General features: G+C 70.9%; 19 protein-coding genes. 11 read left to right on the plus strand and 8 right to left on the minus strand.

Translation table 11 applies throughout. From position 1 onward, the window contains the following. Positions 1-14: 14 nt before the first annotated feature. Positions 15-2312 carry an ATP-binding domain-containing protein gene (locus ABZ780_RS09735; RefSeq protein WP_357485514.1) on the plus strand — a complete coding sequence of 766 codons (2298 nt, stop codon included), beginning with the start codon at positions 15-17 and terminating at the stop codon, positions 2310-2312. 101 nt (positions 2313-2413) lie between these two features. Here ABZ780_RS09735 and ABZ780_RS09740 read toward each other — a convergent pair whose 3' ends face one another. Beyond that, positions 2414-2821 carry a hypothetical protein gene (locus ABZ780_RS09740; protein ID WP_357485516.1) on the minus strand — a complete coding sequence of 136 codons (408 nt, stop codon included), beginning with the start codon at positions 2819-2821 and terminating at the stop codon, positions 2414-2416. Between the two features lie 194 nt (positions 2822-3015). On the opposite strand from ABZ780_RS09740, the gene ABZ780_RS09745 reads away from it, so the two are divergent. The 3 genes from ABZ780_RS09745 to ABZ780_RS09755 all read left to right on the plus strand — a co-directional run bounded on the left by ABZ780_RS09745 (position 3016) and on the right by ABZ780_RS09755 (position 4142). Continuing rightward, complete coding sequence (locus tag ABZ780_RS09745) at positions 3016-3309, plus strand: glycerophosphodiester phosphodiesterase family protein (protein WP_357485517.1); 294 nt, start codon at positions 3016-3018, stop codon at positions 3307-3309. A gap of 23 nt (positions 3310-3332) precedes the next feature. Beyond that, positions 3333-3590 carry a glycerophosphodiester phosphodiesterase family protein gene (locus ABZ780_RS09750; RefSeq protein ID WP_357485518.1) on the plus strand — a complete coding sequence of 86 codons (258 nt, stop codon included), beginning with the start codon at positions 3333-3335 and terminating at the stop codon, positions 3588-3590. 270 nt (positions 3591-3860) lie between these two features. Then, positions 3861-4142 (plus strand): hypothetical protein, encoded by a 282-nt coding sequence (locus ABZ780_RS09755; RefSeq protein WP_357006754.1) that lies wholly within the window; start codon positions 3861-3863, stop codon positions 4140-4142. A gap of 63 nt (positions 4143-4205) precedes the next feature. On the opposite strand, the gene ABZ780_RS09760 is transcribed toward ABZ780_RS09755, so the two are convergent. The 3 genes from ABZ780_RS09760 to ABZ780_RS09770 form a co-directional block, all read right to left on the minus strand. Continuing rightward, the gene (locus ABZ780_RS09760) at positions 4206-5195 is read right to left on the minus strand and encodes a sporulation protein (RefSeq protein WP_357485520.1); all 990 of its coding nucleotides are present in this window, start codon (positions 5193-5195) and stop codon (positions 4206-4208) included. Positions 5196-5310: 115 nt separating this feature from the next. Beyond that, positions 5311-6087, minus strand: a complete 777-nt coding sequence (locus ABZ780_RS09765) for a DeoR/GlpR family DNA-binding transcription regulator (RefSeq protein ID WP_357485521.1) — start codon at positions 6085-6087, stop codon at positions 5311-5313. A 28-nt stretch (positions 6088-6115) separates the two neighbouring features. Next, positions 6116-8107, minus strand: a complete 1992-nt coding sequence (locus tag ABZ780_RS09770) for a beta-galactosidase (protein WP_357485523.1) — start codon at positions 8105-8107, stop codon at positions 6116-6118. A gap of 279 nt (positions 8108-8386) precedes the next feature. Here ABZ780_RS09770 and ABZ780_RS09775 point away from each other — a divergent pair, with 279 nt between their 5' ends. The 5 genes from ABZ780_RS09775 to ABZ780_RS09795 all read left to right on the plus strand — a co-directional run bounded on the left by ABZ780_RS09775 (position 8387) and on the right by ABZ780_RS09795 (position 14632). Further along, entirely contained in the window at positions 8387-9715 is a 1329-nt protein-coding gene (locus ABZ780_RS09775) for an ABC transporter substrate-binding protein (protein WP_357485525.1), read from the plus strand. Between the two features lie 21 nt (positions 9716-9736). After that, positions 9737-10693, plus strand: coding sequence for a sugar ABC transporter permease (locus ABZ780_RS09780; RefSeq protein WP_357485527.1), 957 nt, complete (start codon positions 9737-9739; stop codon positions 10691-10693). Continuing rightward, a complete protein-coding gene (locus ABZ780_RS09785) occupies positions 10690-11604 on the plus strand; it encodes a carbohydrate ABC transporter permease (protein ID WP_357485528.1) in 915 nt (304 codons plus the stop codon). Before ABZ780_RS09780 ends, ABZ780_RS09785 begins: the two co-directional genes overlap by 4 nt. Further along, positions 11601-13727, plus strand: coding sequence for an alpha-galactosidase (locus ABZ780_RS09790; RefSeq protein WP_357485530.1), 2127 nt, complete (start codon positions 11601-11603; stop codon positions 13725-13727). The genes ABZ780_RS09785 and ABZ780_RS09790 overlap by 4 nt, the downstream gene beginning before the upstream one ends. Positions 13728-14311: 584 nt before the next feature. Beyond that, on the plus strand, positions 14312-14632 hold the full coding sequence (locus ABZ780_RS09795; RefSeq protein WP_357485532.1) for a multidrug efflux SMR transporter: 321 nt from the start codon (positions 14312-14314) through the stop codon (positions 14630-14632). A 53-nt stretch (positions 14633-14685) separates the two neighbouring features. Here ABZ780_RS09795 and ABZ780_RS09800 read toward each other — a convergent pair whose 3' ends face one another. After that, positions 14686-16104, minus strand: a complete 1419-nt coding sequence (locus tag ABZ780_RS09800) for a cellulase family glycosylhydrolase (RefSeq protein WP_357485533.1) — start codon at positions 16102-16104, stop codon at positions 14686-14688. 378 nt (positions 16105-16482) lie between these two features. On the opposite strand from ABZ780_RS09800, the gene ABZ780_RS09805 reads away from it, so the two are divergent. Both ABZ780_RS09805 and ABZ780_RS09810 read left to right on the plus strand, forming a co-directional pair. Then, complete coding sequence (locus tag ABZ780_RS09805; RefSeq protein ID WP_357485535.1) at positions 16483-17445, plus strand: TIGR03557 family F420-dependent LLM class oxidoreductase; 963 nt, start codon at positions 16483-16485, stop codon at positions 17443-17445. Next, positions 17442-18272, plus strand: a complete 831-nt coding sequence (locus tag ABZ780_RS09810; protein ID WP_357005142.1) for an alpha/beta hydrolase — start codon at positions 17442-17444, stop codon at positions 18270-18272. The genes ABZ780_RS09805 and ABZ780_RS09810 overlap by 4 nt, the downstream gene beginning before the upstream one ends. A gap of 132 nt (positions 18273-18404) precedes the next feature. Here ABZ780_RS09810 and ABZ780_RS09815 read toward each other — a convergent pair whose 3' ends face one another. From ABZ780_RS09815 to ABZ780_RS09825, 3 genes are read right to left on the minus strand one after another with little or no spacing between them, the layout of a single operon-like run. Then, entirely contained in the window at positions 18405-19412 is a 1008-nt protein-coding gene (locus ABZ780_RS09815) for a hypothetical protein (RefSeq protein WP_357005139.1), read from the minus strand. Between the two features lie 54 nt (positions 19413-19466). Then, a complete protein-coding gene (locus tag ABZ780_RS09820) occupies positions 19467-20282 on the minus strand; it encodes an endonuclease/exonuclease/phosphatase family protein (RefSeq protein ID WP_357005136.1) in 816 nt (271 codons plus the stop codon). An 8-nt stretch (positions 20283-20290) separates the two neighbouring features. Next, a complete protein-coding gene (locus ABZ780_RS09825; protein WP_357005133.1) occupies positions 20291-21781 on the minus strand; it encodes a phosphatase PAP2 family protein in 1491 nt (496 codons plus the stop codon). Between the last annotated feature and the right edge of the window lie 38 nt (positions 21782-21819).

Genomic DNA, 21819 nt, shown 5'->3' on the forward strand with positions numbered 1-21819 from the left:
TCTAGGGAGACGGCTTGTCAAGGCACTCCGGCGGTACCGGTGAATTGCCGCTCGACGACGAGATCGGCCGCGAGCAGGAGTACGTCTCCATGCTCTACGACCGACTGGACGGGCTGCGTGAGCAGGCCGCCCACCGGCTCACCGACGAGCTGCGCAGCACCGGCGGCACCCTGCAGGACCGCTCCCAGCGCGACAGCTCGGTAGCGATGTACGCCGACCAGGTCGAGCAGTTCTCGGCGGTGGAGAATGGCCTCTGCTTCGGCCGGCTCGACGGCGACGACGATTCCCGTCACTACATCGGCAGGATCGGAATCTTCGACACCAGCGGCGACTACGACCCGCTGCTGATGGACTGGCGGGCCCCCGCCGCCCGCCCCTTCTACCTCGCGACCGCCGCCAACCCGCAGGGCGTACGCCGACGTCGGCACCTACGCACCCGACAGCGCAAGGTGACCGGGCTCAACGACGAGGTGCTCGACATCGACAGCGCCTCCCCCGACGCGCACGAGGAGTTGACCGGCGAGGCGTCGCTGCTCGCCGCGCTGAACGCCGGCCGGACCGGCCGGATGCGCGACATCGTGGAGACCATCCAGGCCGAGCAGGACCGGATCATCCGCGCGGAGCTGCCCGGGGTGATGGTGGTCCAGGGCGGCCCGGGCACCGGCAAGACCGCGGTCGCGCTGCACCGGGCGGCGTACCTGCTCTACACACACCGCCGGGAGCTGTCCAGCCGGGGCGTGCTGCTGGTCGGCCCGAACGCGACGTTCCTGCGCTACATCTCCCAGGTTCTGCCGACGCTGGCCGAGACCGGCGTGCTGCTGCGTACCCCGGGTGATCTCTTTCCCGGGGTGAGTGCGCAACGGACCGAGACGGCCGAGACGGCCGCGCTCAAGGGCCGGGCGGAGCTGGCCGAGGTGCTGGCGCTGGCGGTGCGGGACCGGCAGTGGGTGCCGGACGAGCCGTTGGAGATCGAGGTGGAGCGGGAGGCGCTGACCCTCGACCCGGAGACCGTACGCACCGCGCGGGACCGGGTCCGCCGCGCCGACCGTCCGCACAACCTGGCGCGGGCGCTCTTCGACGTGGAGATCGTGCACGCCCTCGCCGACCAGGTGGCCGAGCGGATCGGCGCCGACCCGCTGGGCGGGGACAACCTGCTCGACGAGGCCGACCGGGCCGAGATCCGCCGCGAGCTGCGCGACGAGCCCGAGATCCGCGCCACCCTGGACCGACTCTGGCCGGTGCTCACCCCGCAGCGCTTGCTCGCCGACCTGTACGCCGACCCGGACCGGATCGCCGCCGCCGCGCCGATGCTCACCGACGACGAGCGGGCGCTGCTGCACCGCGAGCCGGGTGGCTGGACTCCGGCCGACGTGCCGCTGCTGGACGAGGCCGCCGAACTGCTCGGCGAGGACGAGCGGGCCGCCGCCGCCCGGCGGGATCGCATCCGCACGATGGAACGGGAGTACGCCGAGGGCGTGCTGGAGATCGCCCGGGGTTCCCGCTCGATCGACGTCGAGGACGAGGCCGAGGGTGGTGAGATCCTCGGCGTGACCGACCTGATCGACGCGGATCGGCTGCTGGAACGGCAGGAGGAGGCCGACCGCCTGACCACCGCCCAGCGCGCCGCCGCCGACCGGAAGTGGGCGTTCGGCCACGTCATCGTGGACGAAGCACAGGAGCTGTCACCGATGGCCTGGCGGCTGCTGATGCGCCGCTGCCCGAGCCGGTCGATGACGATCGTCGGGGACGTGGCGCAGACCGGGGCGCTCACCGGCACGCCGTCCTGGGCCGAGGCTCTCGCCCCGTACGTGGCGCAGCGGTGGCGGTTGACCGAGCTGACCGTCAGCTACCGCACGCCGGCCGAGATCATGGCGGTCGCCGCGGACGTGCTCGCCGAGATCGACCCGGCGCTGCGGCCGCCGCGCTCGGTGCGGGAGAGCGGCGTACCGCCGTGGGACCGGACGGTGGCCGACGAGCATCTGCCGGTGGAGCTGGTCGCGGCGGCCACCCGCGAGGCCACCGACCTGGCCGAGGGCCGGCTCGGCGTGATCGTGCCGGCCAGCCGGGTGGACACGCTGGGTGCCGCGTTGACCGCCGCGCTGCCGGAGGCCGCCGTGGGCGAGCACCCGGAGTTGGAGAGCCGGGTGGTGGTGCTGACCGTCGCGCAGGCCAAGGGGCTGGAGTTCGACTCGGTGCTGGTGGTCGACCCGGACCTGATGGTGGCCGAGTCGCCGCGTGGGCGCAGCGACCTGTACGTGGCGCTCACCCGTGCCACCCAACGCCTGGGCATCCTCCGCCCCACCACCCCCTGAACCCCCACCCCACGCGTCGATCATGAGGTTGACGTGGACTGTGGTCAGACCACAGCCACGCCAACCTCATGATCACGCCGGGGTGGGAGGCGGAGTGAGCGTCAGTCGTTGATGGACTTTCCTGGCCCGGTCGCGGACGTGGACTGGTCGCTGGTGCCGCCGCCCATCGGGGTGCTCAGGCCACCTGTCGTGGCGTCCCCGGTCGTCGTCGGGGCCACCTTGCCCCGGTGCCGCTCCGGCTGCCGGGCAACCCGCCGCACGCTCGCCGGGCCAGCCGTGCCGCCCGTGGTGGTGACCGCGCCCTGGCCCCGGGTGGGGCCACCGTCGCGCAGCACCGTCGGGTCGACCGGCTGGTGCGCCGGGTCGTACGGGTCGACCTCCTGGATCACCCGCTCGATGTCGGTGGCGGGCAACGTGACCTCGTCGACGGCACCCTTGCCGTACACGCCGCCGGCGATCCGGTCCTCGGCCTGGCGGGCCGCTTCCTGCCTCATGTCGTCCTCACGCACATCCATCACCTCGCAGAAGCTGTGGAACTGACTGCGTGCCCGGCCACCGGCCAGGCAAACCCGCCGCGGCCGGCCGGAGGTCGTCCACCCCGGTTCACCGCCACGCAGCCCGCTGGCCGCCTGTCTGCCGCCGGAGATGTCCATGCTGGCCGGCAACCGGTGGGAGACGCCCGCCGGCGGGAGGGGATGACAGCGTGCGCAGAGTACGCCGTACCGCCATCGCGGCCCTGGTGGCCGCGACGGTGACGACCGGGCTCGCGGTGCCCGCCCAGGCGAAGCCGCGCCCGGACCGGACATTCGACGTGCAGGCCCACCGCGGCGGCCTCGGGCTGCGGGTGGAGAACACCCTCGCCTCCTTCGGTAACGCCCTCCAGCTCGGGGTGACCACCCTGGAACTGGACGTGCAGATCACCGAGAACGGCCAGGCCTGCGCAGCCCGTGGACCGGCGGGCTGGACTGGTGGAAGTACCGGGACCTGGGCAAGCTGACCCGCGCCGCGGGCGCCGGCACGGTGTCGGCGAACTGGCAGGTGCACGACCCGTCGCAGGGCACGGTGGCCTCGGCCGACTGGTACCTGCGGGAGAACCCGGCGTACTTCCACGGACCGGACGTACGCACCCTCCAGACGCGGTACGACCTGAAGGTGATCCCGTACACCGTCGATGACGCGAAGGTCATGCAGCGGGTTATCGACCTCGGTGTGGACGGCATCATCACCGACGACCCGGACCTGTTGGTGAGCGTCGCGGTGCGCAACGGCCTGCGCTGACGCGCTGCCACCCGACCGCCGTCCGGAGATTTCCGGCCGGCGGTCGGTGTTACCTGCTCCCGGGCCTCGGGTAGTCGGGGGGTGTCCCCGCCGTGAACACGAACCGTGCCGTGACCGAAACGCGGTAGCGGGGCGAGGGAATGCAGGTACGACTCATCGCATCCTGAGGAGGACCAGATGAGCACGCAGGCTGCTTCCACCAGGCCCATGAACCGGCCGATGAACGACCCGCAGAACCCCGCGTCGATGCGGAACACGCCGACCCAGCAGATGCCGGCGATGCACGACGGGCACCGGGAACAGATGCCGTCGCCGGGTACGGAGACCAAGCAGGCGTTCCTGACGACGGAATTCTGGATCTACGCTGCCGCGGTCGCGCTCGTGGTGATCTCGGCGTTCTGGAAGGGCACCACCGCCAACGGGTTGAACATCAACAACCCGAACCAGGCATGGTGGTTCCTGACCATCCTGACGGGTGGTTACCTGGTCAGCCGTGGTCTGTCGAAGGCTGGTTCCGCGCGTCGGTCCGGCCGGGAGCGCAGCAGGCGCTGAGCGTCGTAGGTGAACAGTGGCCTCCGGGAGAATCTCCCGGAGGCCACTGTCGTACGTCGACGCCTACTCTTCGAAACCGCCGAAGTCCCCGCCGAAGTCCTCACCGGCGTCGCCCTCGAAGGCGTCGCCGATCATCTCGCCGGCGATCATGCCGCCCGCGACGCCGAGCGCCGCACCGGCCACCATGCCGCCCACACCCATCCCTCGGCCGTGGCCGTGGCCGTGGCTCTTGCCCGCTCCGTAGCCCTGGTGCCCGTAACCCTGCGAGCGGAGGCTGCCGTAGCGGGAGGTGGTCTCACGCAGCCAGCCGTCGACGACCTGCGCCCAGTCGACCCCGTCGGCGTCGGCGTGCGACACCTGGTAGCGGCCGACCGCGTCGTGCCCGGCGCTGAGGAAGCCGCCCCGCTTGTCGCACTCCAGGATCACCTCGACGCCGTGCTGACTGGTCACGAAGGTCAGCTCGACCTCCTTGATCGTGCTGGAGTACTGCGGTGCGGCGAAGAACTCGATCTCCTGGTAGAACGGCAGCGTCTGCTGGACGCCCCGGATGTGACCGCGCTCCAGGTCGGCCTTCTTGAACTGGAAGCCGAGCCGCTGGAACGCCTCCAGGATGCGCTCGTGCACCGGCAGCGGGTGCACCGCCACCTGGTCCAGGTCGCTCTTGTCGACCGCGCGGGCGATGGCCAGCTCGGTGCGCAGGCCCATCGTCATGCCGTGCAGGCGCTGGCCGTACACGTCGGTGATCGGGGTTTCCCACGGCACCGGCAGCTGGAACGGGATGGAGAGCTGCTGCTTGGGCGCGAGCTGGAGCGGGCCGCTGACGACCATGCGGTGGAACTCCATCGTGCCCGTGTACTCCGCATCGTGTCCCTCGACCTCGACCCGGGTCACCAGGCCGATGACCACCTGCTCGATGGCCGCCGAGGCGTCGCCGCCGATGAGGTTGACCTGCCCGTCGAGGGTCAGGCCGGGCCGGGTGTTGGGGTTGGTCAGCACGGTGTCCACACTCGGACCGCCGACGCCGAACGCGCTCAACATCTTCTTGAAGACCATCGGAACTCCTGTGCGACGGGCGACCGCTCCAGATTGGAGCCGGACGTTGACTCAACGCGCAGCTTATCCAGATGCGCTGTGAGATGGCTGTGAAGCGCGCCCGACCCGCCTCGTCTCAGGCGGGCTCGACGACCATCAACTCGCCGACCTGTTCGCCGATCGTGGTGCGTGCCTCGGGCGACAGCCCGACGTCGGTGATCAGCACGTCGGCGGCCTCCAGCGGGGCGATGGTGGCGATGCCGATGGTCTCCCACTTGGTGTGGTCGGCCAGCACCACGAGCCGGCGGGCCGCCCCGATGAGGCAGCGGTTGACGCCCGCTTCCAGCAGGTTCGGCGTGGTGAAGCCGGTGCGGGGGCTGAGCCCGTGCACGCCGAGGAAGAGCAGGTCGACGTTGAGCGCGCTGATCGCCGCCTCGGCCACCGGCCCGGTCAACGCGTCCGACGGGGTGCGGATGCCGCCGGTCAACACGACCGTCTGGTCGGCGCGCGGGTTCTGGTAGAGCGCGTCGGCCACCGGGATCGAGTTGGTCACCACGGTCAGCCCCCGTACGTCGGAGAGCAGCGTGGCCAACGCGGCGGTGGTGGTGCCGGCGGACAGCGCGATGGCCATCCCCGGCTCCACCATCCTCGCCGCCCGGTCGGCGATGGCCCGCTTCTCGGCCTGCTGGCGGATCGACTTGGCGGCGAAGCCGGGCTCCTCGGCCGAACCGGGCCCGGCGAGCGTCGCGCCGCCGTGCACCTTGTCCACCAGGCCACGCTCGGCCAGCACCTCCAAGTCCCGGCGGATCGTCATGTCGGACACGCCGAACCGGCTGACCAGTTGGCTCACCCGCACACCGCCGCGCTGGCGGATCAGATCGAGGATGGCGGTCTGCCGCTGCTGGGCGAGCATCTGGGGAACCTCCTTCGCGCCGCGGGGATCAGGACCGGTCCTCACGGACGACCGCCACCTCACCGGCCGGCACGACCAGCTCACCGGCACACCGGGCACCGGTCAGCAGCTCGACGCCGGCCACCGGGAGCCGGATCTCCGCCTCGGTGTGGTTGATGACGAACAGCCAGGTCCGCTCGTCGTCGCGCCGTCGTACCACCTCCACGCCGGTCGGGGCCGACGCCGCCGGGCGGACGCCGGCCTCGTCGAGCAGCCGGGCGACCAGCCGGTCGGTGGCAGGCTCGTCCAGCCGGGTGCCGACGTACCAGGCCGCGCCCTCGCCGACCCGGCGCCGGGTCAGCGCCGGCACGCCCGGCAAGGGCCCATCGGTGTACGACGCCAGTACCTCGGCGCCGTCGGCGTGCAGCCACTCGGTCCACACGTCGGCCGCGCTGCCGTCGTCGAGGCGGACCTGCTCGCCCTCGCGCAGCGGGAAGAACTCCTCGGTCCGTACGCCCAGCAGCTCCCGGAACGCCCCCGGGTAGCCGCCCAGCCGGATGTGGTCGTTCTCGTCGACGATGCCGCTGAAGTAGGTGACGGCGGCGGTGCCACCGGCCTCGACGAAGCGGCGCAGCGCGTCGGCGTCGGCGTCCCGCACCAGGTACAGAGTGGGCACCAGGACGAGGCGATAGGCGCTGAGATCCGTCGACGGGTGGACGATGTCGGCGGTCACGCCGGCCCGCCACAGCGCGCCGTGGAGGGCGTTGAGCCGGTCGGCGTAGGTGACATCGACGCTGGGGTGCGAATCCAACTCGACGCCCCACCATGCCTCCCAGTCGAACAGGATCGCCACGTCGGCGTCCACTCGGCTGCCGCGTACCTCGGCCAGGGCCTTGAGGTCCGCGCCGAGCTGGCAGACCTCGCGGAACACCTTGGTCTCGGGGCCGGCGTGCGGCACCAGCGCGGAGTGGAACTTCTCGGCGCCGGCCCGGGAGGCGCGCCACTGGAAGAAGAGAACCCCGTCGGCGCCCCGGGCGACGTTCGCGAGGCTGTTGCGGCGCAGTTGCCCGGGCAGCTTGGCCACGTTGCGGGGCTGCCAGTTGACCGCGCTGGTGGAGTGCTCCATCAGCAGCCACGGGTCGCCGCCGGCGACGCCGCGGGTGTGGTCCGCCGCGAGCGCCAGCCCGAGGTGCGCCTGCGGGTCGGCGGCGGTCAGGTAGTGGTCGTTGGCGACCAGGTCCACGTCGTCGGCCCAGGAGTGGTAGTCCATGTGCTTCACCCCGGTGCCGATCATGAAGTTGGTGGTCACCGGCTGCCGGACCAGGGTCTTGAGCAGGGCGCGTTCGGCACGCAGTTGGGCACGCTGCTCGTCGGAGGAGAAGCGCAGGAAGTCGAGCTGCTGGGTGGGGTTGGCGAACGTGGGCGCGGTGCGCGGCGGGTTGACCTCGGCCCAGTCGCCGTACCGCTGGCTCCAGAAGGCGGTGCCCCAGGCGTCGTTGAGCCGGCCGAGGTCGCCGTAGCGCTCGCGCAGCCAGCCGCGGAACGCCTCGGCGCTGACGTCGCAGTAACAGTGCACGTTGTGGCAGCCCAGCTCGTTGGAGACGTGCCACATCACCACGGCGGGATGCTCCGCGTACCGGTCGGCGACGGCCCGTACCAACTCCAGTGACCGCTGGCGGAACACCGGGGAGCTGGGGCAGTACGCCTGTCGTCCGCCCGGCCAGAGGATGGTGCCGTCGGCCCGGCGGGGCAGTGTCTCCGGGTGGGCGCGGGCCAACCAGGGCGGCGGGCTGGCGGTGGCGGTGGCCAGGTCGACCTGGATGCCGCCGTCGTGCAGGAGGCCCAGCACCCGGTCGAGCCAGCCGAACTCGAACCGGCCCGGGGTGGGCTCCAGCAGTGCCCAGGAGAAGATGCCGACGGAGACCAGGTTGACCCCGGCCCGCCGCATCAGCTCGACGTCCTCCGACCACGTCTGCTCGGGCCACTGCTCGGGGTTGTAGTCGCCGCCGAAATAGATGCCGTCACCCTGCCATCGCCGCATGACAGCTGAGGGTGCACCTGGCGGCGCGGGTAAGTCAACATGTTCCAACATCGATCTCCTTTCCAACGTTTACCACGTAACGGCCGTGTCACAACTCGGTTATCGGAGGCGAACAGCCCTCTTGACAGCGCCCGACGGACGGGTAGCTTGATGCCCCACTGGCCGATCGTGTTCGTCAATGTGGATTCTCGGTGGATCCCGATGTGTATTCACGAGTCCGGACCGCTCACCACCTGACGGCCCTTGGGCGAAGCACCTCTTCATCAGCAGGAGGCACAGATGTCCCGTCCCCGATCCCAAGCCGAGTACCTCGCTCGGCTCGTACCGCCCTCCGTTGCCGGCATCAACCGACGCTCGCTGCTGGCCGGCGCGGCCGGCACCGGCGCGCTGCTCGGCACCGGCCTCCTCGCCGGCTGCGGCGACGACTCCGGCTCCGGCGGGTCCACCAAGGACGTGTCGCTCGGCTCGAACCAGTCCGACCCGAAGCCCAAGGACGTCGTCGCCAAGGTCGCCGACGGGTTCAAGACCTCGTCCGGCGTCCAGGTCGCGGTCAACACGGTCGACCACAACACGTTCCAGGAGAACATCAACAACTACCTGCAGGGCAAGCCGGACGACGTGTTCACCTGGTTCGCCGGCTACCGGATGCGCTTCTTCGCGTCCAAGGGCCTGGCCGGCGACATCAGCGACGTGTGGGGCAAGCTCTCCGGCTACTCCGACGCCTTCAAGAAGGCGTCCACCGGGGACGACGGCAAGCAGTACTTCGTCCCGGCGACGTACTACCCGTGGGCGGTCTTCTACCGCAAGTCGGTCTGGCAGCAGTACGGCTACCAGCAGCCGAAGACCATCACCGAGTTCACCGACCTCGGTGCGCAGATGAAGAAGGACGGACTGACCCCGATCGCCTTCGCCGACAAGGACGGCTGGCCGGCGATGGGCACGTTCGACATCCTCAACCTGCGCATCAACGGCTACCAGTTCCACATCGACCTGATGGCCGGCAAGGAGGCCTGGACCTCCGACAAGGTCAAGAAAGTCTTCGACACCTGGGCCGGCCTGCTCCCCCTGCACCAGCCGGACAGCCTCGGCCGCACCTGGCAGGAGGCCGCGCAGTCGTTGCAGCAGAAGAAGAGCGGCATGTACCTGCTCGGTCTCTTCGTCGGTCAGCAGTTCAGCAACGACGAGCAGGACGACCTCGACTTCTTCACCTTCCCCGAGATCGACCCGTCGATCGGCGCCAAGGCGCTGGACGCGCCGATCGACGGCTACATGATGGCCCGCAAGCCCAAGAACGAGGACAACGCCCGCAAGCTGCTGGAGTACCTCGGCAGCAAGGACCCCGCTGACATCACCGTCAAGAACGACCCGGCCACGCTTGTCGCCAACACCGGCGCGGACGTCAGCGGCTATACCGCGCTGCAGAAGAAGGCCGCCGAGCTGGTCGGGTCGGCCACCGAGATCGCCCAGTTCCTCGACCGGGACACCCGGCCGGACTTCGCCTCCACGGTGATCATTCCGGCGCTCCAGCAGTTCATCAAGGACCCCAAGGACATTGGCGGGCTCACGTCGTCCATCGAGAACCAGAAGAAGTCGATCTTCACTGACTGACGGCGGAAGGGGAAGGACACCATGTCCGACCTGCCCCTGATCCAAGCGGATCGCGCCGTGCCGCCGCCGGCCGCGACCACCTCCACGGGTGGTCGTCGCCGGCGGCTACGGCTCCTGTCCCGCACCGACCGCGTGGTCATCACGCTGATGGTGCTCGTCCCGCTGCTGCTCGTCACCGGGTTGATCTGGCTGCCCGCGGCGGCCACCGTGGTGCTCTCCGGCACCAACTGGGACGGCATCGGCCCCCTCAACGAAATCGAGTTCGTCGGCGCGCGTAACTACAGCGACGTGGTGAACAACTACCCGCCGTTCGTGCCGGCGGTCCAGAACAACCTGCTCTGGCTGGCAGTGCTGTTCCTGGTAGCCACCCCGTTCGGCATGTTCCTGGCCGTCCTGCTCGACAAGGAACTTCGGGGCAGCCGGTTCTACCAGACCGCGCTCTACCTGCCGGTGGTGCTCTCGCTGGCGCTGATCGGCTTCGTCTGGCAGCTCATCTACTCCCGCGACCAGGGGCTGATCAACGCGGTCTTCGGCAGCAGCATCGACTGGTACGGCGACTCGAACGTCAACATCTGGGCCGTCATGGTCGCCTCCGGATGGCGGCACGTCGGCTACATCATGCTGCTGTACCTGGCTGGCCTGAAGGGCGTCGACCCGTCGCTGCGGGAGGCCGCATCGGTCGACGGCGCATCGGAGAGCCGCACCTTCTTCCGGGTGGTGTTCCCGGTGCTGCGGCCGATCAACGTCATCGTGCTGGTGGTGACGGTGATCGAGTCGCTGCGCGCGTTCGACCTGGTCTGGGTGGTCAACAAGGGACGCAACGGGTTGGAGCTGATCTCCGCGCTGGTCACCCAGAACGTGGTGGGTGAGGCGAGCCGGATCGGCTTCGGCTCCGCGCTGGCCACCATCATGCTTGTCGTCTCGCTGGTCTTCATCACCATCTACCTGGCGACCGTGATGAGGGAGAACCGGGAATGAGCACCACGACCGTGACCCGGCGTACCGACGGCGAAGCCGACGCCCCGGCCCGCCGCCCCAGGATGACCCCGCTGCGGATGCTGCTGCACGGTTTCCTCATCGTCGTCGCGCTGATCTGGCTCTTCCCGATCGCCTGGGCGGTGCTGACGTCGCTGCGTTCCTACGAGTACACCGCCACCAACGGCTACGTCTCGTTCGGCGGCTGGACCTTCGACAACTACGTCACCGCGTGGCGGACGGCGGAGTTCGGCCAGCACTTCCTCAACTCGGTGTACATCACCGTGCCGGCGGTGCTGCTGACCCTCTTCCTCGCATCCTGCGTGGCGTTCGTCATCGCCCGGTTCAGTTGGAAGCTCAACCTCGTCCTGCTCGGGGTGTTCACCGCCGCCAACCTGCTGCCCCAGCAGGCGCTGCTCATCCCGCTGTTCCGGCTGTTCACCGAGGTGCCGCTGCCGGAGTTCATGAGCGACTCGGAGCTGCTCTACGACAGCTACTGGGGGCTGATCCTGATCAATGTGGCCTTCCAGTGTGGGTTCTGCGTCTTCGTACTCAGCAACTACATGAAGGCGCTGCCCCGCGACCTGTACGAGGCGGCGATGGTCGACGGAGCGAGCGTCTGGCGGCAGTACTGGCAGGTCACCATGCCGCTGTGCCGACCGGCCCTGGCCGCGCTGGCGACGCTGGAGGTGACCTGGATCTACAACGAGTTCTTCTGGGCCACCGTGCTGATGCGTACCGGTGACAAGTTCCCGGTCACCAGCTCGCTGAACAACCTGCGGGGCCAGTTCTTCACCGACAACAACCTGGTCTCGGCGGGCAGCGTGCTCGTCGCGATCCCCACCCTGGTGATCTTCTTTATGCTCCAGCGACACTTCGTCCGGGGCCTGACCCTGGGAGCTTCCAAAGGATGACGATCCTGCACCTGCGCCGCGCGCGGACCAGCCTGGTGCTCGACGCGCGCGGCCCGGGGCTGCCCCGGATCGTGCACTGGGGCGGCGACGTCGGCGACCTCGACGACGACGGCCTGCGCCAGCTCGTGGACGCGACCGTACCGCCGGTGGTGCCGAGCAGCTTCGACGAGCCCACCGTGCTGTCGCTGCTGCCGGAGCCGAGCGCCGGCTGGAGCGGCCGACCCGGGCTGGCCGGGCACCGCGACGGACGGGACTGGTCCACCGCGTTCCGCCTCGACGGGTTGGACAGTGGGCCCGATGCGGCGCGGGTGAGCGTGCGGGCGTCGGACCCGGCCGCCGCTCTGTCCCTGACCATCGAGATCGCACTGGACCCGCATGGCCTGCTGACCATCCGCCACCGGCTGCGCAACGACGGCGACGGCACGTACGAGTTGCGGGAGCTGGCGCCGGTGCTGCCGGTGCCGGCGGTCGCCACCGAGCTGCTCGACCTGACCGGCCGGTGGTGCCGGGAACGGTCCCCGCAGCGGCACCCGTGGCAGCACGGCGCCTGGGTCCGCGAGGGCCGGCACGGGCGTACCGGGCACGACGCCACCCTGCTGTTGGTGGCCGGCACCGCCGGGTTCGGTTTCGGCCACGGCGAGGTCTGGGCGGTGCACACCGCGTGGAGCGGTGACCACGTCACCTTCGCCGAGCGCCAGCCCACCGGCGAGTCGACCCTCGGCGGCGGCGAGTTGCTGGCTCCAGGCGAGATCCGGCTCGGCCCCGGCGACTCGTACGACACTCCCCTGCTCTACGCGGTGTGGTCCGACGCCGGGCTCGATGGCCTCAGCGACGTGCTGCACACCCACCTGCGGGCCCGACCCGGGCACCCCCGCTCCCCCCGCCCGGTCACCCTGAACGTCTGGGAGGCCGTCTACTTTGACCACGACCTGGACCGGTTGGCCGCGCTCGCCGACCGGGCCGCGCAGATCGGGGTGGAACGGTTCGTGCTCGACGACGGCTGGTTCCGGGGCCGGCGCGACGACACCGCCGGCCTCGGCGACTGGTACGTCGACGAGGGCGTCTGGCCGGACGGCCTGCAACCGCTGATCGACCACGTGACCGGCCGGGGTCTGGAGTTCGGCCTCTGGGTCGAACCGGAGATGGTCAACCCGGACTCGGACCTGTTCCGCGCGCACGCCGACTGGCTGCTGGCCGTGCCGGGGCGGCTGCCGCCGGCCTGGCGCAACCAGCAGGTGCTCGACCTGGGCCGCCCGGAGGCGTACGGCTACCTGCTGGAACGCCTCGACGCGCTGCTCACCGCGCATCCCGGCATCGGCTACCTCAAGTGGGATCACAACCGGGATCTCACCGAGGCCGGGCGCGATGGCCGCCCCGGGGTGCACGGGCAGACCGTGGCGGTCTACCGGCTCTTGGACGAGCTGCGCCGCCGCCACCCCCGCGTGGAGATCGAGAGCTGTTCGTCCGGGGGCGCCCGGGTGGACCTGGCCATCCTGGCCCACACCGACCGGGTCTGGGCCAGCGACTGCAACGACGCCCTGGAACGCCTCAGCATCCAGCGCTGGACCGGGTTGTTGCTGCCACCGGAGCTGGTCGGCACGCACATCGGCCCGGCACGCTCACACACCACCAAGCGGGTGCACGACCTCGGGTTCCGGGCCGCCACCGCGCTCTTCGGCCACCACGGCATCGAGTGGGACATCGCGTCGATCAGCAGTGCCGAGCAGACCGAGCTGGCCGCCTGGGTGGCGCTGCACAAGCGGCTGCGTCCGCTGCTGCACGCTGGCCGTGTGGTCCGGGTCGACCACCCGGACCCGGCCGTCTGGGCGCACGGCGTGGTCGACCACGACACAACCCGGGCGGTGTACGCGGTGGCCCGGCTGACCACCTCGGTGGCGCAGACCCCGGGCGCGGTACGACTGCCCGGTCTGGACCCGGGCCGGCGCTACCTGGTGCGGCCGGTGCCGGACGTGCCGGCCCCGGCGACCAGCGACCGCCGCGCGCCGGCCTGGCTGGGCGCGGGTGTGACGCTCAGCGGGGCCGCACTGGCCCGGGTGGGTGTGCAACTGCCCGCGCTGCACCCGGAGCAGAGCCTCGTGCTGGAGGTCACCGCCGTCGACTGATTCGGTGATGATCGTCGCGGCGGCGCCGACGCGTGGTCCCGTGCCTGCGGGACGCGCGGTGGTGTCCCATGGGCCCAGGGCGAGTTCACCCGGGCCGGATGGGCAGCTTTACTCGGTACCCGGGGAGTGTGCCCGAGACTGCCTTTGGAGTTGATGTCGTAAACGAATCACCGACGCGTCTCCCCGGATCAACGGGCAGTAGGGCCGCACGTCCAGGCCGCCGGGATGGAACAGCTTGTCCCCGAACTCCTTGCGTAACTGTGCGTCGTCAAGGTGCCCGGCGCGGATCTGAATCGTTTACGGCATCAGCTCCAAAGGGGCCGCGTGGCATATGCCCCGGTGAGCGCGGGCGGCACACCGGCGCCCGAGCCGCACCGCACGTGGGCGGATATCGCGGCCCGGCCGGCGCGGAGCGGAGCGGCACGGCACGGGGCGGGGCGGCGCGGCGCGGAGCGGGTGCGGGGCGGGTGCGGGGCGGGTGCGGGGCGGGTGCGGGGCGGGTGCGGGACGACGGATCCGGGACGGCTACGACGCTAGCCTGACCATCGAGGAACTTTCCGCCGAGCATCAGGACTGAGGGCCGCATGGCGTACGTGCTGCTGGGGATCGCCATCGCCGCGGAGGTGGTGGCGACCAGCCTGCTCAAGTCCACCGCGGGGTTCAGTCGGCTCTGGCCGACGCTGGCCTGCGTCGGTGGCTACCTGCTGGCGTTTCTCCTGCTGGCCCAGGCCGTCAAGGAGATACCGGTCGGCGTTGCCTACGCCCTGTGGTCGGGTCTGGGCACCGCCACCATCGTGGCGATCGGGGCGGTGTTCCTGGACGAGCCGGTCGGGCTGGCCAAGCTCGCCGGCATCGGGCTGATCATCGCGGGGGTGGTCATCGTGAACCTGGCCGGAGAGCACTGACCGTCGCTGGCGGGGTGGCCGGGCCTGTCGCTGGGCCCGGCCACTGCCGTCGGTCAGTTCGCGGCGCAGGTCACCTGCGGTGTGGCGTTGGTGCCGGTCCAACCACCGATGAAGCCGAAGCTGGTGCTGGCGCCGGCGGCGAGCCGGCCGTTGTAGTCCACGTTGCGCGCGGTCACCGTGGATCCACTGCTCGTCAGCGTCGTGTTCCAGGACTGGGAGACGCTCTGCCCGTTGGCGAACGTCCACCGGGTGGTCCAGCCCGTGATCGCCGTCGCGCCGGCGGTCACGCGTACCTCACCCTGGAAGCCGCCCTGCCACTGGTTGGTGACCGTGTAGGTCGCCGTGCAGCCGCCGGCCGGCGGCGGCGTGGTGGGCGGGGGCGTCGTGGGCGGCGGCGTGGTGGGCGGCGGAGTCGTCGGAGGCGGGGTGGTGGGCGGGGGCGTGGTCGGCGGGGGCGTGGTCGGCGGGGGCGTGGTCGGGGGGATGCTGTCGAAGATGCTCGCCTGCCGGGAGGTCTGCCGGATGCCGTTGGCGCCGTTGAAGAGCCGCTGGCCCCAACTGGTCAGGCTGGCCGGGTTGAAGGCGGTGGCCATGTCGAGATATTCCACGCCGCCGCCGTTACCGCTCCACGACCAGCCCAGCCAGCCGATCCCGTTGGCCTGGCTGTAGGCGAGGATGGTGTCCTCGTCGGGGTCGCCGTCGGAGTGGTTGAAGCCGAACTCACCGACCACGATCGGCAGCCCGGCAGCGCGGAAACGGCCCAGGTAGTCGGTGATCTCCGCGGCGGTGTCGAAGACGCCGTACATGTGGATGGAGAAGACCGTGTTGCGGGCCGGGTCGGCGGCGAAGACCGACGCGGCGTTGTCGCGCATGGTGAACGACCAGTCCTGCCCCCAGTTCGGCGCGTCCACCATGATGGTGTGGGTCAGCCCGCCGGTGCGCAGCCGCTTGATGGCGTTGGCGTTGTCGGTGGCCCAGGACGCGTAGTTCTGGTTGCCGTACGGCTCGTTGCCGATGTTGACGATGACGTACTTCTCCTGGCCGGTGAGGACGTCGGCGAGGCTGAGCCAGTAGTCGACGGCGCGGTCGAGGGTGATCGCCCCGCTCTGCTCGCCGTACCCGGTGGTGTCGTGCACCTCCAGCACGCAGATCAGGCGGTTGGCCTTACACAGTGAGATGACGTTCGCGACATCGGCGTTGGTGTTGCGGGTCCACCGGTCACCGCTGGAGAGCACCACCCGCACGGTGTTCGCGCCGAGCGCCTTGACGTCGGCGAACGCTCGGGTCTGCTGTGGATACCAGGTGTGCGCGTGGTTGACCCCGCGCATGATGAATTCGGTGCCGTTGGCGTCGTACAACTTGCCGCCCGCGACGGAGAAACCGGATGCGGCGTGCGCCGGCTGGCCGAACGCCAGCACGGCGACGAGCAGCGCGAGCAGGGCCGCACCGGCGGCGGAGAATCGAGTTTTCATGGCCTTCCTCAGGGAGGACCCCCGATGCCCAGCAGGGGTGGGACGTGACAGGGGATGGCAGCTGCAGCCCGGCAGCCGCCGCCCGGCTCGCGTCGGCGCTCGCATCAGCGTATGGCGATGGATCGATCGCCGCAACCGGTTCAGTGGGCCGGCCGGGAGGGCAGACAGCCGTGACGGCCCACGCGGGCGCGGGCCGTCACGGGGCGGTCATCCCCACCACAGGATGTGCGCCAGGCCGGATGTCTTAACCGGTTAAGAGAACGCTAGGCAGGTCTCCGCCATCCGTCAAGCATTACCCGCGCGAACCGGACGGGAGGGTTGAGCCTTGCTGACCTGGGTATCCCCGGACGATCCAGGCGTTGGGAAGGAGATACCAGGATGGTCAGCGTCGGTTACACCCTGATGTGCGAGCAGGCCGGTCCGAAGCAACTAATCGACCATGCGGTACGGGCCGAGGCCGCCGGCTTCGACCAACTGGTGATCTCCGACCACTACTACCCGTGGCTGGACGCCCAGGGCCACTCCCCGTACGCCTGGTCGGTGCTCGGCGCGGTCGCCCACGCCACCTCCCGCGCGGAGCTGATGTCCTTCGTGACCTGCCCGATCCGCCGCTACCACCCGGCCGTCGTGGCGCAGAAGGCCAGCACGATCGGCGCGCTCTCCGACGGCCGGTTCACCCTCGGCCTCGGTGCGGGCGAGAACCTGAACGAGCACGTGGTCGGCGGGTGGCCGCACGTGCAGCAACGCCACGAGATGTTCGAGGAGGCGTTGCAGATCATCCGGCCGTTGCTCAACGGGGAGACGCTGACCTTCTCCGGTAACCACTTCGACGTGCCCGACGCCTACATCTGGGACCGGCCGGAGCGGCCGGTGCCGATGGCCGTCGCCGCGTCCGGTCGACAGTCCGCGACGCTGGCCGCCGAGTACGGCAACGGCATCATCTCCACCGAGCCCGACCGGCACCTCATCGAGATGTACGACGACGCCGGAGGCGCGGGCCAGCCCCGCTACGGGCAGGTGGCGATCTGCTACGGCCCGGACGAGGCGGAGTGCCGCAAGATCGTGCACGACCAGTTCCGCTGGTTCGGGCTGGGCTGGAAGGTCAACGCCGACCTGCCGGGGCCGGAATCCTTCGCCGCCGCCACCCAGTTCGTCCGGGAGGAGGACGTCGCCGAGGGCGTTTCCTGCGGCCCGGACGTCGACGCGCACGTCGAGGCGTTCCGCAAGTTCGTCGACGCCGGCTTCACCCACGTGGCGATCATCCAGGTCGGCGGCGAGACCCAGCCGATGTTCCTGGACTGGGCGCAGGACCAGTTGCTGCCTCGCCTGCGAGCGCTGTGAGGACGACCCCCACCTGTCGGTTCGGCCGGGCGGAACTCCGGCTGGCGCTTGCCGCACCCCGGCCGACCGCCGGCCTGACCAGCGAGTGGCGGCTCGTCAACGGATTACGGACACACACCCGCCTCGGCGGGGACCCGGGCACCGACGCGCCTCCCGTCGTCCTGGTGCACGGCCTGGCGGTCTCGCACCGCTACCTCACCCCGCTGGCCGTCGCGCTCGCCGCCACCCATCCGGTGTACGTGCCGGACCTGCCCGGCTTCGGCCTGACCGAGCACCCCCGGGGCGCGTACGACGTGCGCCGGCACGCCGAGCACCTGGCCGCCTGGCTGGCCGCGTACCGGCTGCCGCCGGTCTGCCTGCTCGGGCACTCGTTCGGCGCAGAGGTGGCCGCCGCGCTCGCAGCCAGCCACCCGGAGGCCGTACGTGCGCTGGTGTTGGCCGGGCCGACCAGCGACCCGGCCGCCCGGTCCCGCCGATCGTTGTTCGGCCGGTGGCTGGTGGACACCCTGCGCGAGGCGCCGTTGCAGACGCCGCTGCTGGTGCGGGACGTCTGGAACGCGCGGCCCTGGCGGGTCCTCGCGACGCTGTCGCACTCGGCCCGCAACGCCATCGAGGCCGATCTGGTCCGGATCACCGCGCCGACCATGGTCCTCGCCGGCGGTCGGGACCCGGTGGCGCCGGCAGGCTGGCGGGATCAGGCGGCCCGGCTGGTGGACGGTGACCTGGTGGTCGTCCCCGGCGCCGCACACAACGTGGCCACCACCGCCCCGACGGCGGTCGCCGACGCGATCCGCCACCTCCTCACCCGCACTCTGACGAAAAGGTGAACCCATGCGCTTCGGCAACACGGAGATCCGTCCGCTCGGCGGCGGCCTCGGCTGCCTGCTGATGATCCTCTTCTCGATCCTCGCCTCGGTGGTGCTCACCGTGCTGCTCAACGTGGTGCTCTAAGCGGTTGGTCAGCGGCGCAGGCCCAGGGCGCTGAACACCTCACGGGTGGCAAGCCGGGCCGGGTCGAGGACCGACCGGCGCATCCACCGGGCCGCCGGTGTCACAGTGGCCCGCCAGAGCGCCCGCACGCCACGCGCCACCGGAATGACAGTCACCGACCAGACCCACCGCACACCTCGCAGCAGCGGGACGACTGTGTGCCGCCACACCCAGCGCAGCGCGCGCCCGAGCGGACGCAGCAGCAGCCGGTAGAGCTGCCGTAGCAGCCATCCGGCTGTCCGCCAGGCACCGAGCACTGCGGCGACGATCAGCAGACCGACGCCCCGTATGGCCCACCAACACCACCGGCCCAGCCAGACCAGCGCGGCGACCACCGCACCGGCGAGCATTCCGAGCCCCTGCCACAGCTGCCGGCCCAGGGGCGCGAGCACCGCGCCCAGCCACCGCAGCGGCCGGACCACGCCCCGGTCGACGAACCAGCGCACCGCGCTGCCCAACCAGACCAACGGCGGGCGGATCACCACGCGCCCCAGCCACACCAGCGGCTCCCACACCAGCCAGCGCACCCCCCGCGCTGCCGCAAACGCCACCGCCACCAGCAGGCCGCCGAGCGCGACGAGCGGCACCCAGACCAGCACGCGGGCACTCCACGCGAGGCCCCGCCCCAGCCAGACCAGCGGCAGCCAGACCAGGGTGCGCCCCGCCCAGACCAGCGGCAGCCAGACCAGGGTGCGCCCCGCCCAGACCAGCGGCACCAGCAGCCAGCGGTGCAGGAACCGACCGGTCGGGTCGAGAACGTGGCGTTGCAGCAGCCGGCCGGAGGCCGCGATCAGCTCCCAGAGCAGGCGTACCGGAAGCACCACGACCAGCGCCACACCGCGCGCGACGGCCGCGACGAGCGGGAGCGCGACGGCGGCCGGCTCCGCCCCGACAGGATCGGGCGGGCGTGCGGCCGGGCCGGTCACATAGGAGTCTCTCCTGTGGCCGAATGACGGATCGTCGTGGCGGTCGATCACGGTGGGCACGGTAACCGGTCGATGCCACAGCGGACATCCGGGTCGCGCCGCCGATCAGTGAGGTGCCGGGTCCAATGCCAGCTCGGTCAGCAGCGGATAGTGGTCGGAGGCGGTGTCGGCCGTACCGCCCCGGATCACCCGGCAGCTCCGGACCCGCCCGGCCAGCGCCGGGGTGCCGAACAGGTAATCCAGTCGCATCCCGGCGAACTCGACCCCGCCGAACCGGGTGGGCACGGTCAGACCGTCGGCCTCCGGTGCTCCGTTGGCGGAGGCGGGCCAGAGGTCGACCAGCCCGGCGGCCAGCAACCGGGCGATGGCGCGGGTGTCCACGGCGCCGCCGCTTCGCCGCAGGTGCCGCCGCCGGTAGAGGTCGGGCATCCCGGCCAGGCGGGCGGTGTGGTCGACGCCCGGGTCGAGCGAGTTGAGGTCACCGGTGACCAGCGTCAGCGGCCCCGGTGCGCGTCGTGCCGCCGCCACCAGCCAGTCGACCTCCATCCGTCGGCGTCCCCCGGAGTACGGGTAGAGGTGGGTGCCCAGCACGGTCAGCGGGCCGGCCGAGGTGGACATCACGACGCGGACGGCGGCGTGGTGGAACGGCCGGCGCAGCGGTGTCGCGGTGACGACCCGCAGCGGTGGCCGGACCAGCACCGCCACGGGCTGACCGATAAAGGAGCGGGCCAGGTGGGGTGTCATGCCCAGCCGATCGGCGACCTGGGCCATGAGCCCACCCCGGTCGAAGCCGCGCAACTCCTGGAGCGCCAGCACGTCCGGCGCCTGCTCGTCGACGACCTCGATCACCCGATCCAGCCGGCCGGGGTCACCACGATCCCGACCGCCGGTGCGGATGTTCCAGGTCATCAAGCGCAGCACGGCGACGCTCAGTCGGATTTGCCGGCTCGGGCCAGCTCGTCGTCGAGGGTGTCGACGTCCTCCGACTCGACGGCCGGCTGGTTGCCTTCCTTGAGGTCGGCGTTCGGGCGGATGACGAGGTAGAGCAGCCCGATCCAGAGCGCGGAGAGCAGGATCGCGCCCATGAAGTCGGTCGGGTGGTGCATGCCCCGGTACATCCGGGAGGTGGCCACTCCCACCGGCATGATCACGGCCAGCGCCACGAAAATCCAACGCCACCAGCGGTCGGTACGCGGAAACACGATGACGGTGATCGCCAGCCACACGCAGATCGTCGCCGCGATGTGGCCGGACGGGAACGACGACGTGGGCATCGGCCCGTCCAGGTTCTCCACGGCCGGGCGCGGCCGGTCGACCGCGCGGGCCGAGGCGAGGAAGAGGGTCAGCTCGCCGATCATCGCCAGCGCCACGAACAGCACGGGACGCCAGCGCCGCCACACCGCCAGCACCAGCGGACAGAACACCAGCGAGATGAGCAGGATCGCGTGGGTGTCACCGAACTTGCTCCACCACCAGCTCACCTCGGTCAGCATCTCGGTGTGGTGGTCGGCGAACCAGCGCGGCACCTCGGTGTCGAGGGTGTCGAAGAAGGTGCCCTTGGCGTGGTAGCTGACGTACATGCCGAAGGCGTAGAGCGCGCCGAACACCAGCACCCAGCCGACCAGCAGCTCGGCCACCGCCGAGCGGGGGTGGGCCAGCACGTGCTCCTCGGCCGGGGCGGGGGCGATGTCGCGCCCGGCCTCCGGCTCCAGCCCCTCGGTCAGCGGCGGCACCGGCCGGCCACGCTCGCGGCGCCACAGCCGGAAGGCGTACGCGGTCACGCCGAGCCAGGCGGCGCCGAGCAGCCAGCCGGCCAGCACGTCGGAGACGAAGTGCACGCCCAGCGCGATCCGGGTCAGCCCGATCAGCGCCACCAGCACGCCGACGCCGACGATCGCCGGCTTGCGCCAGCGGGGCGCCATCGCCGGCAGGAACACCAGCAGCAGCGCGCCGTACGCGACGAACGAGCCGAGCGCGTGCCCGCTCGGGAAGCTGTTGCCGGGGGCGCTGGCGATCGGCACGTCCACCACGGGGCGGAGCCGGCCGACAAGCGCCTTGAGCGACGGGTCGAGGATCAGGCCACCGACGCCGGTGATGATCAGATAGACGGCCAGCCGGGGCTGTCGCCGGATCAGCAGCCCGACCACGGCGATGGTGACGAGCCAGATGAGGATCGGTCGACCGCCCAGGTCGGTCACCGCCTGGAGCACGGTGACCAGCGGGTGGTGCGGGGCCACCAGCGAGTTGAACCACTCGGCGACGGCATGGTCGGCGTCCTGCAACGGGCTCCAGCGCACCCGGACGAGCAACAGCAGCAGCCCGAAGGCCACCCCGGCGCCGGTGACCGCCACCAGGCCAGCGATGCTCCGTTCGGCGAAATGACCGATCGGACGCCGCGCCACCTCTTTGACCGCGGTCACCCCGCACCTCCCTTGTCGTCCCTGGCGAGGCGCTTTAC

It is taken from the genome of Micromonospora sp. NPDC047467 (genome assembly GCF_040643095.1).
In the GTDB taxonomy this organism is placed as follows: Bacteria; Actinomycetota; Actinomycetes; order Mycobacteriales; family Micromonosporaceae; genus Micromonospora.

Coding starts and splice junctions, on each gene's coding strand:
- ABZ780_RS09755 (WP_357006754.1), top strand. CDS start 3,861: ATGCCGGCGATGCACGACGGGCACCGGGAACAGATGCCGTCGCCGGGT.
- ABZ780_RS09760 (WP_357485520.1), bottom strand. CDS start 5,195: ATGGTCTTCAAGAAGATGTTGAGCGCGTTCGGCGTCGGCGGTCCGAGT.
- ABZ780_RS09765 (WP_357485521.1), bottom strand. CDS start 6,087: ATGCTCGCCCAGCAGCGGCAGACCGCCATCCTCGATCTGATCCGCCAG.
- ABZ780_RS09770 (WP_357485523.1), bottom strand. CDS start 8,107: ATGCGGCGATGGCAGGGTGACGGCATCTATTTCGGCGGCGACTACAAC.
- ABZ780_RS09775 (WP_357485525.1), top strand. CDS start 8,387: ATGTCCCGTCCCCGATCCCAAGCCGAGTACCTCGCTCGGCTCGTACCG.
- ABZ780_RS09780 (WP_357485527.1), top strand. CDS start 9,737: ATGTCCGACCTGCCCCTGATCCAAGCGGATCGCGCCGTGCCGCCGCCG.
- ABZ780_RS09785 (WP_357485528.1), top strand. CDS start 10,690: ATGAGCACCACGACCGTGACCCGGCGTACCGACGGCGAAGCCGACGCC.
- ABZ780_RS09790 (WP_357485530.1), top strand. CDS start 11,601: ATGACGATCCTGCACCTGCGCCGCGCGCGGACCAGCCTGGTGCTCGAC.
- ABZ780_RS09795 (WP_357485532.1), top strand. CDS start 14,312: ATGGCGTACGTGCTGCTGGGGATCGCCATCGCCGCGGAGGTGGTGGCG.
- ABZ780_RS09800 (WP_357485533.1), bottom strand. CDS start 16,104: ATGAAAACTCGATTCTCCGCCGCCGGTGCGGCCCTGCTCGCGCTGCTC.
- ABZ780_RS09805 (WP_357485535.1), top strand. CDS start 16,483: ATGGTCAGCGTCGGTTACACCCTGATGTGCGAGCAGGCCGGTCCGAAG.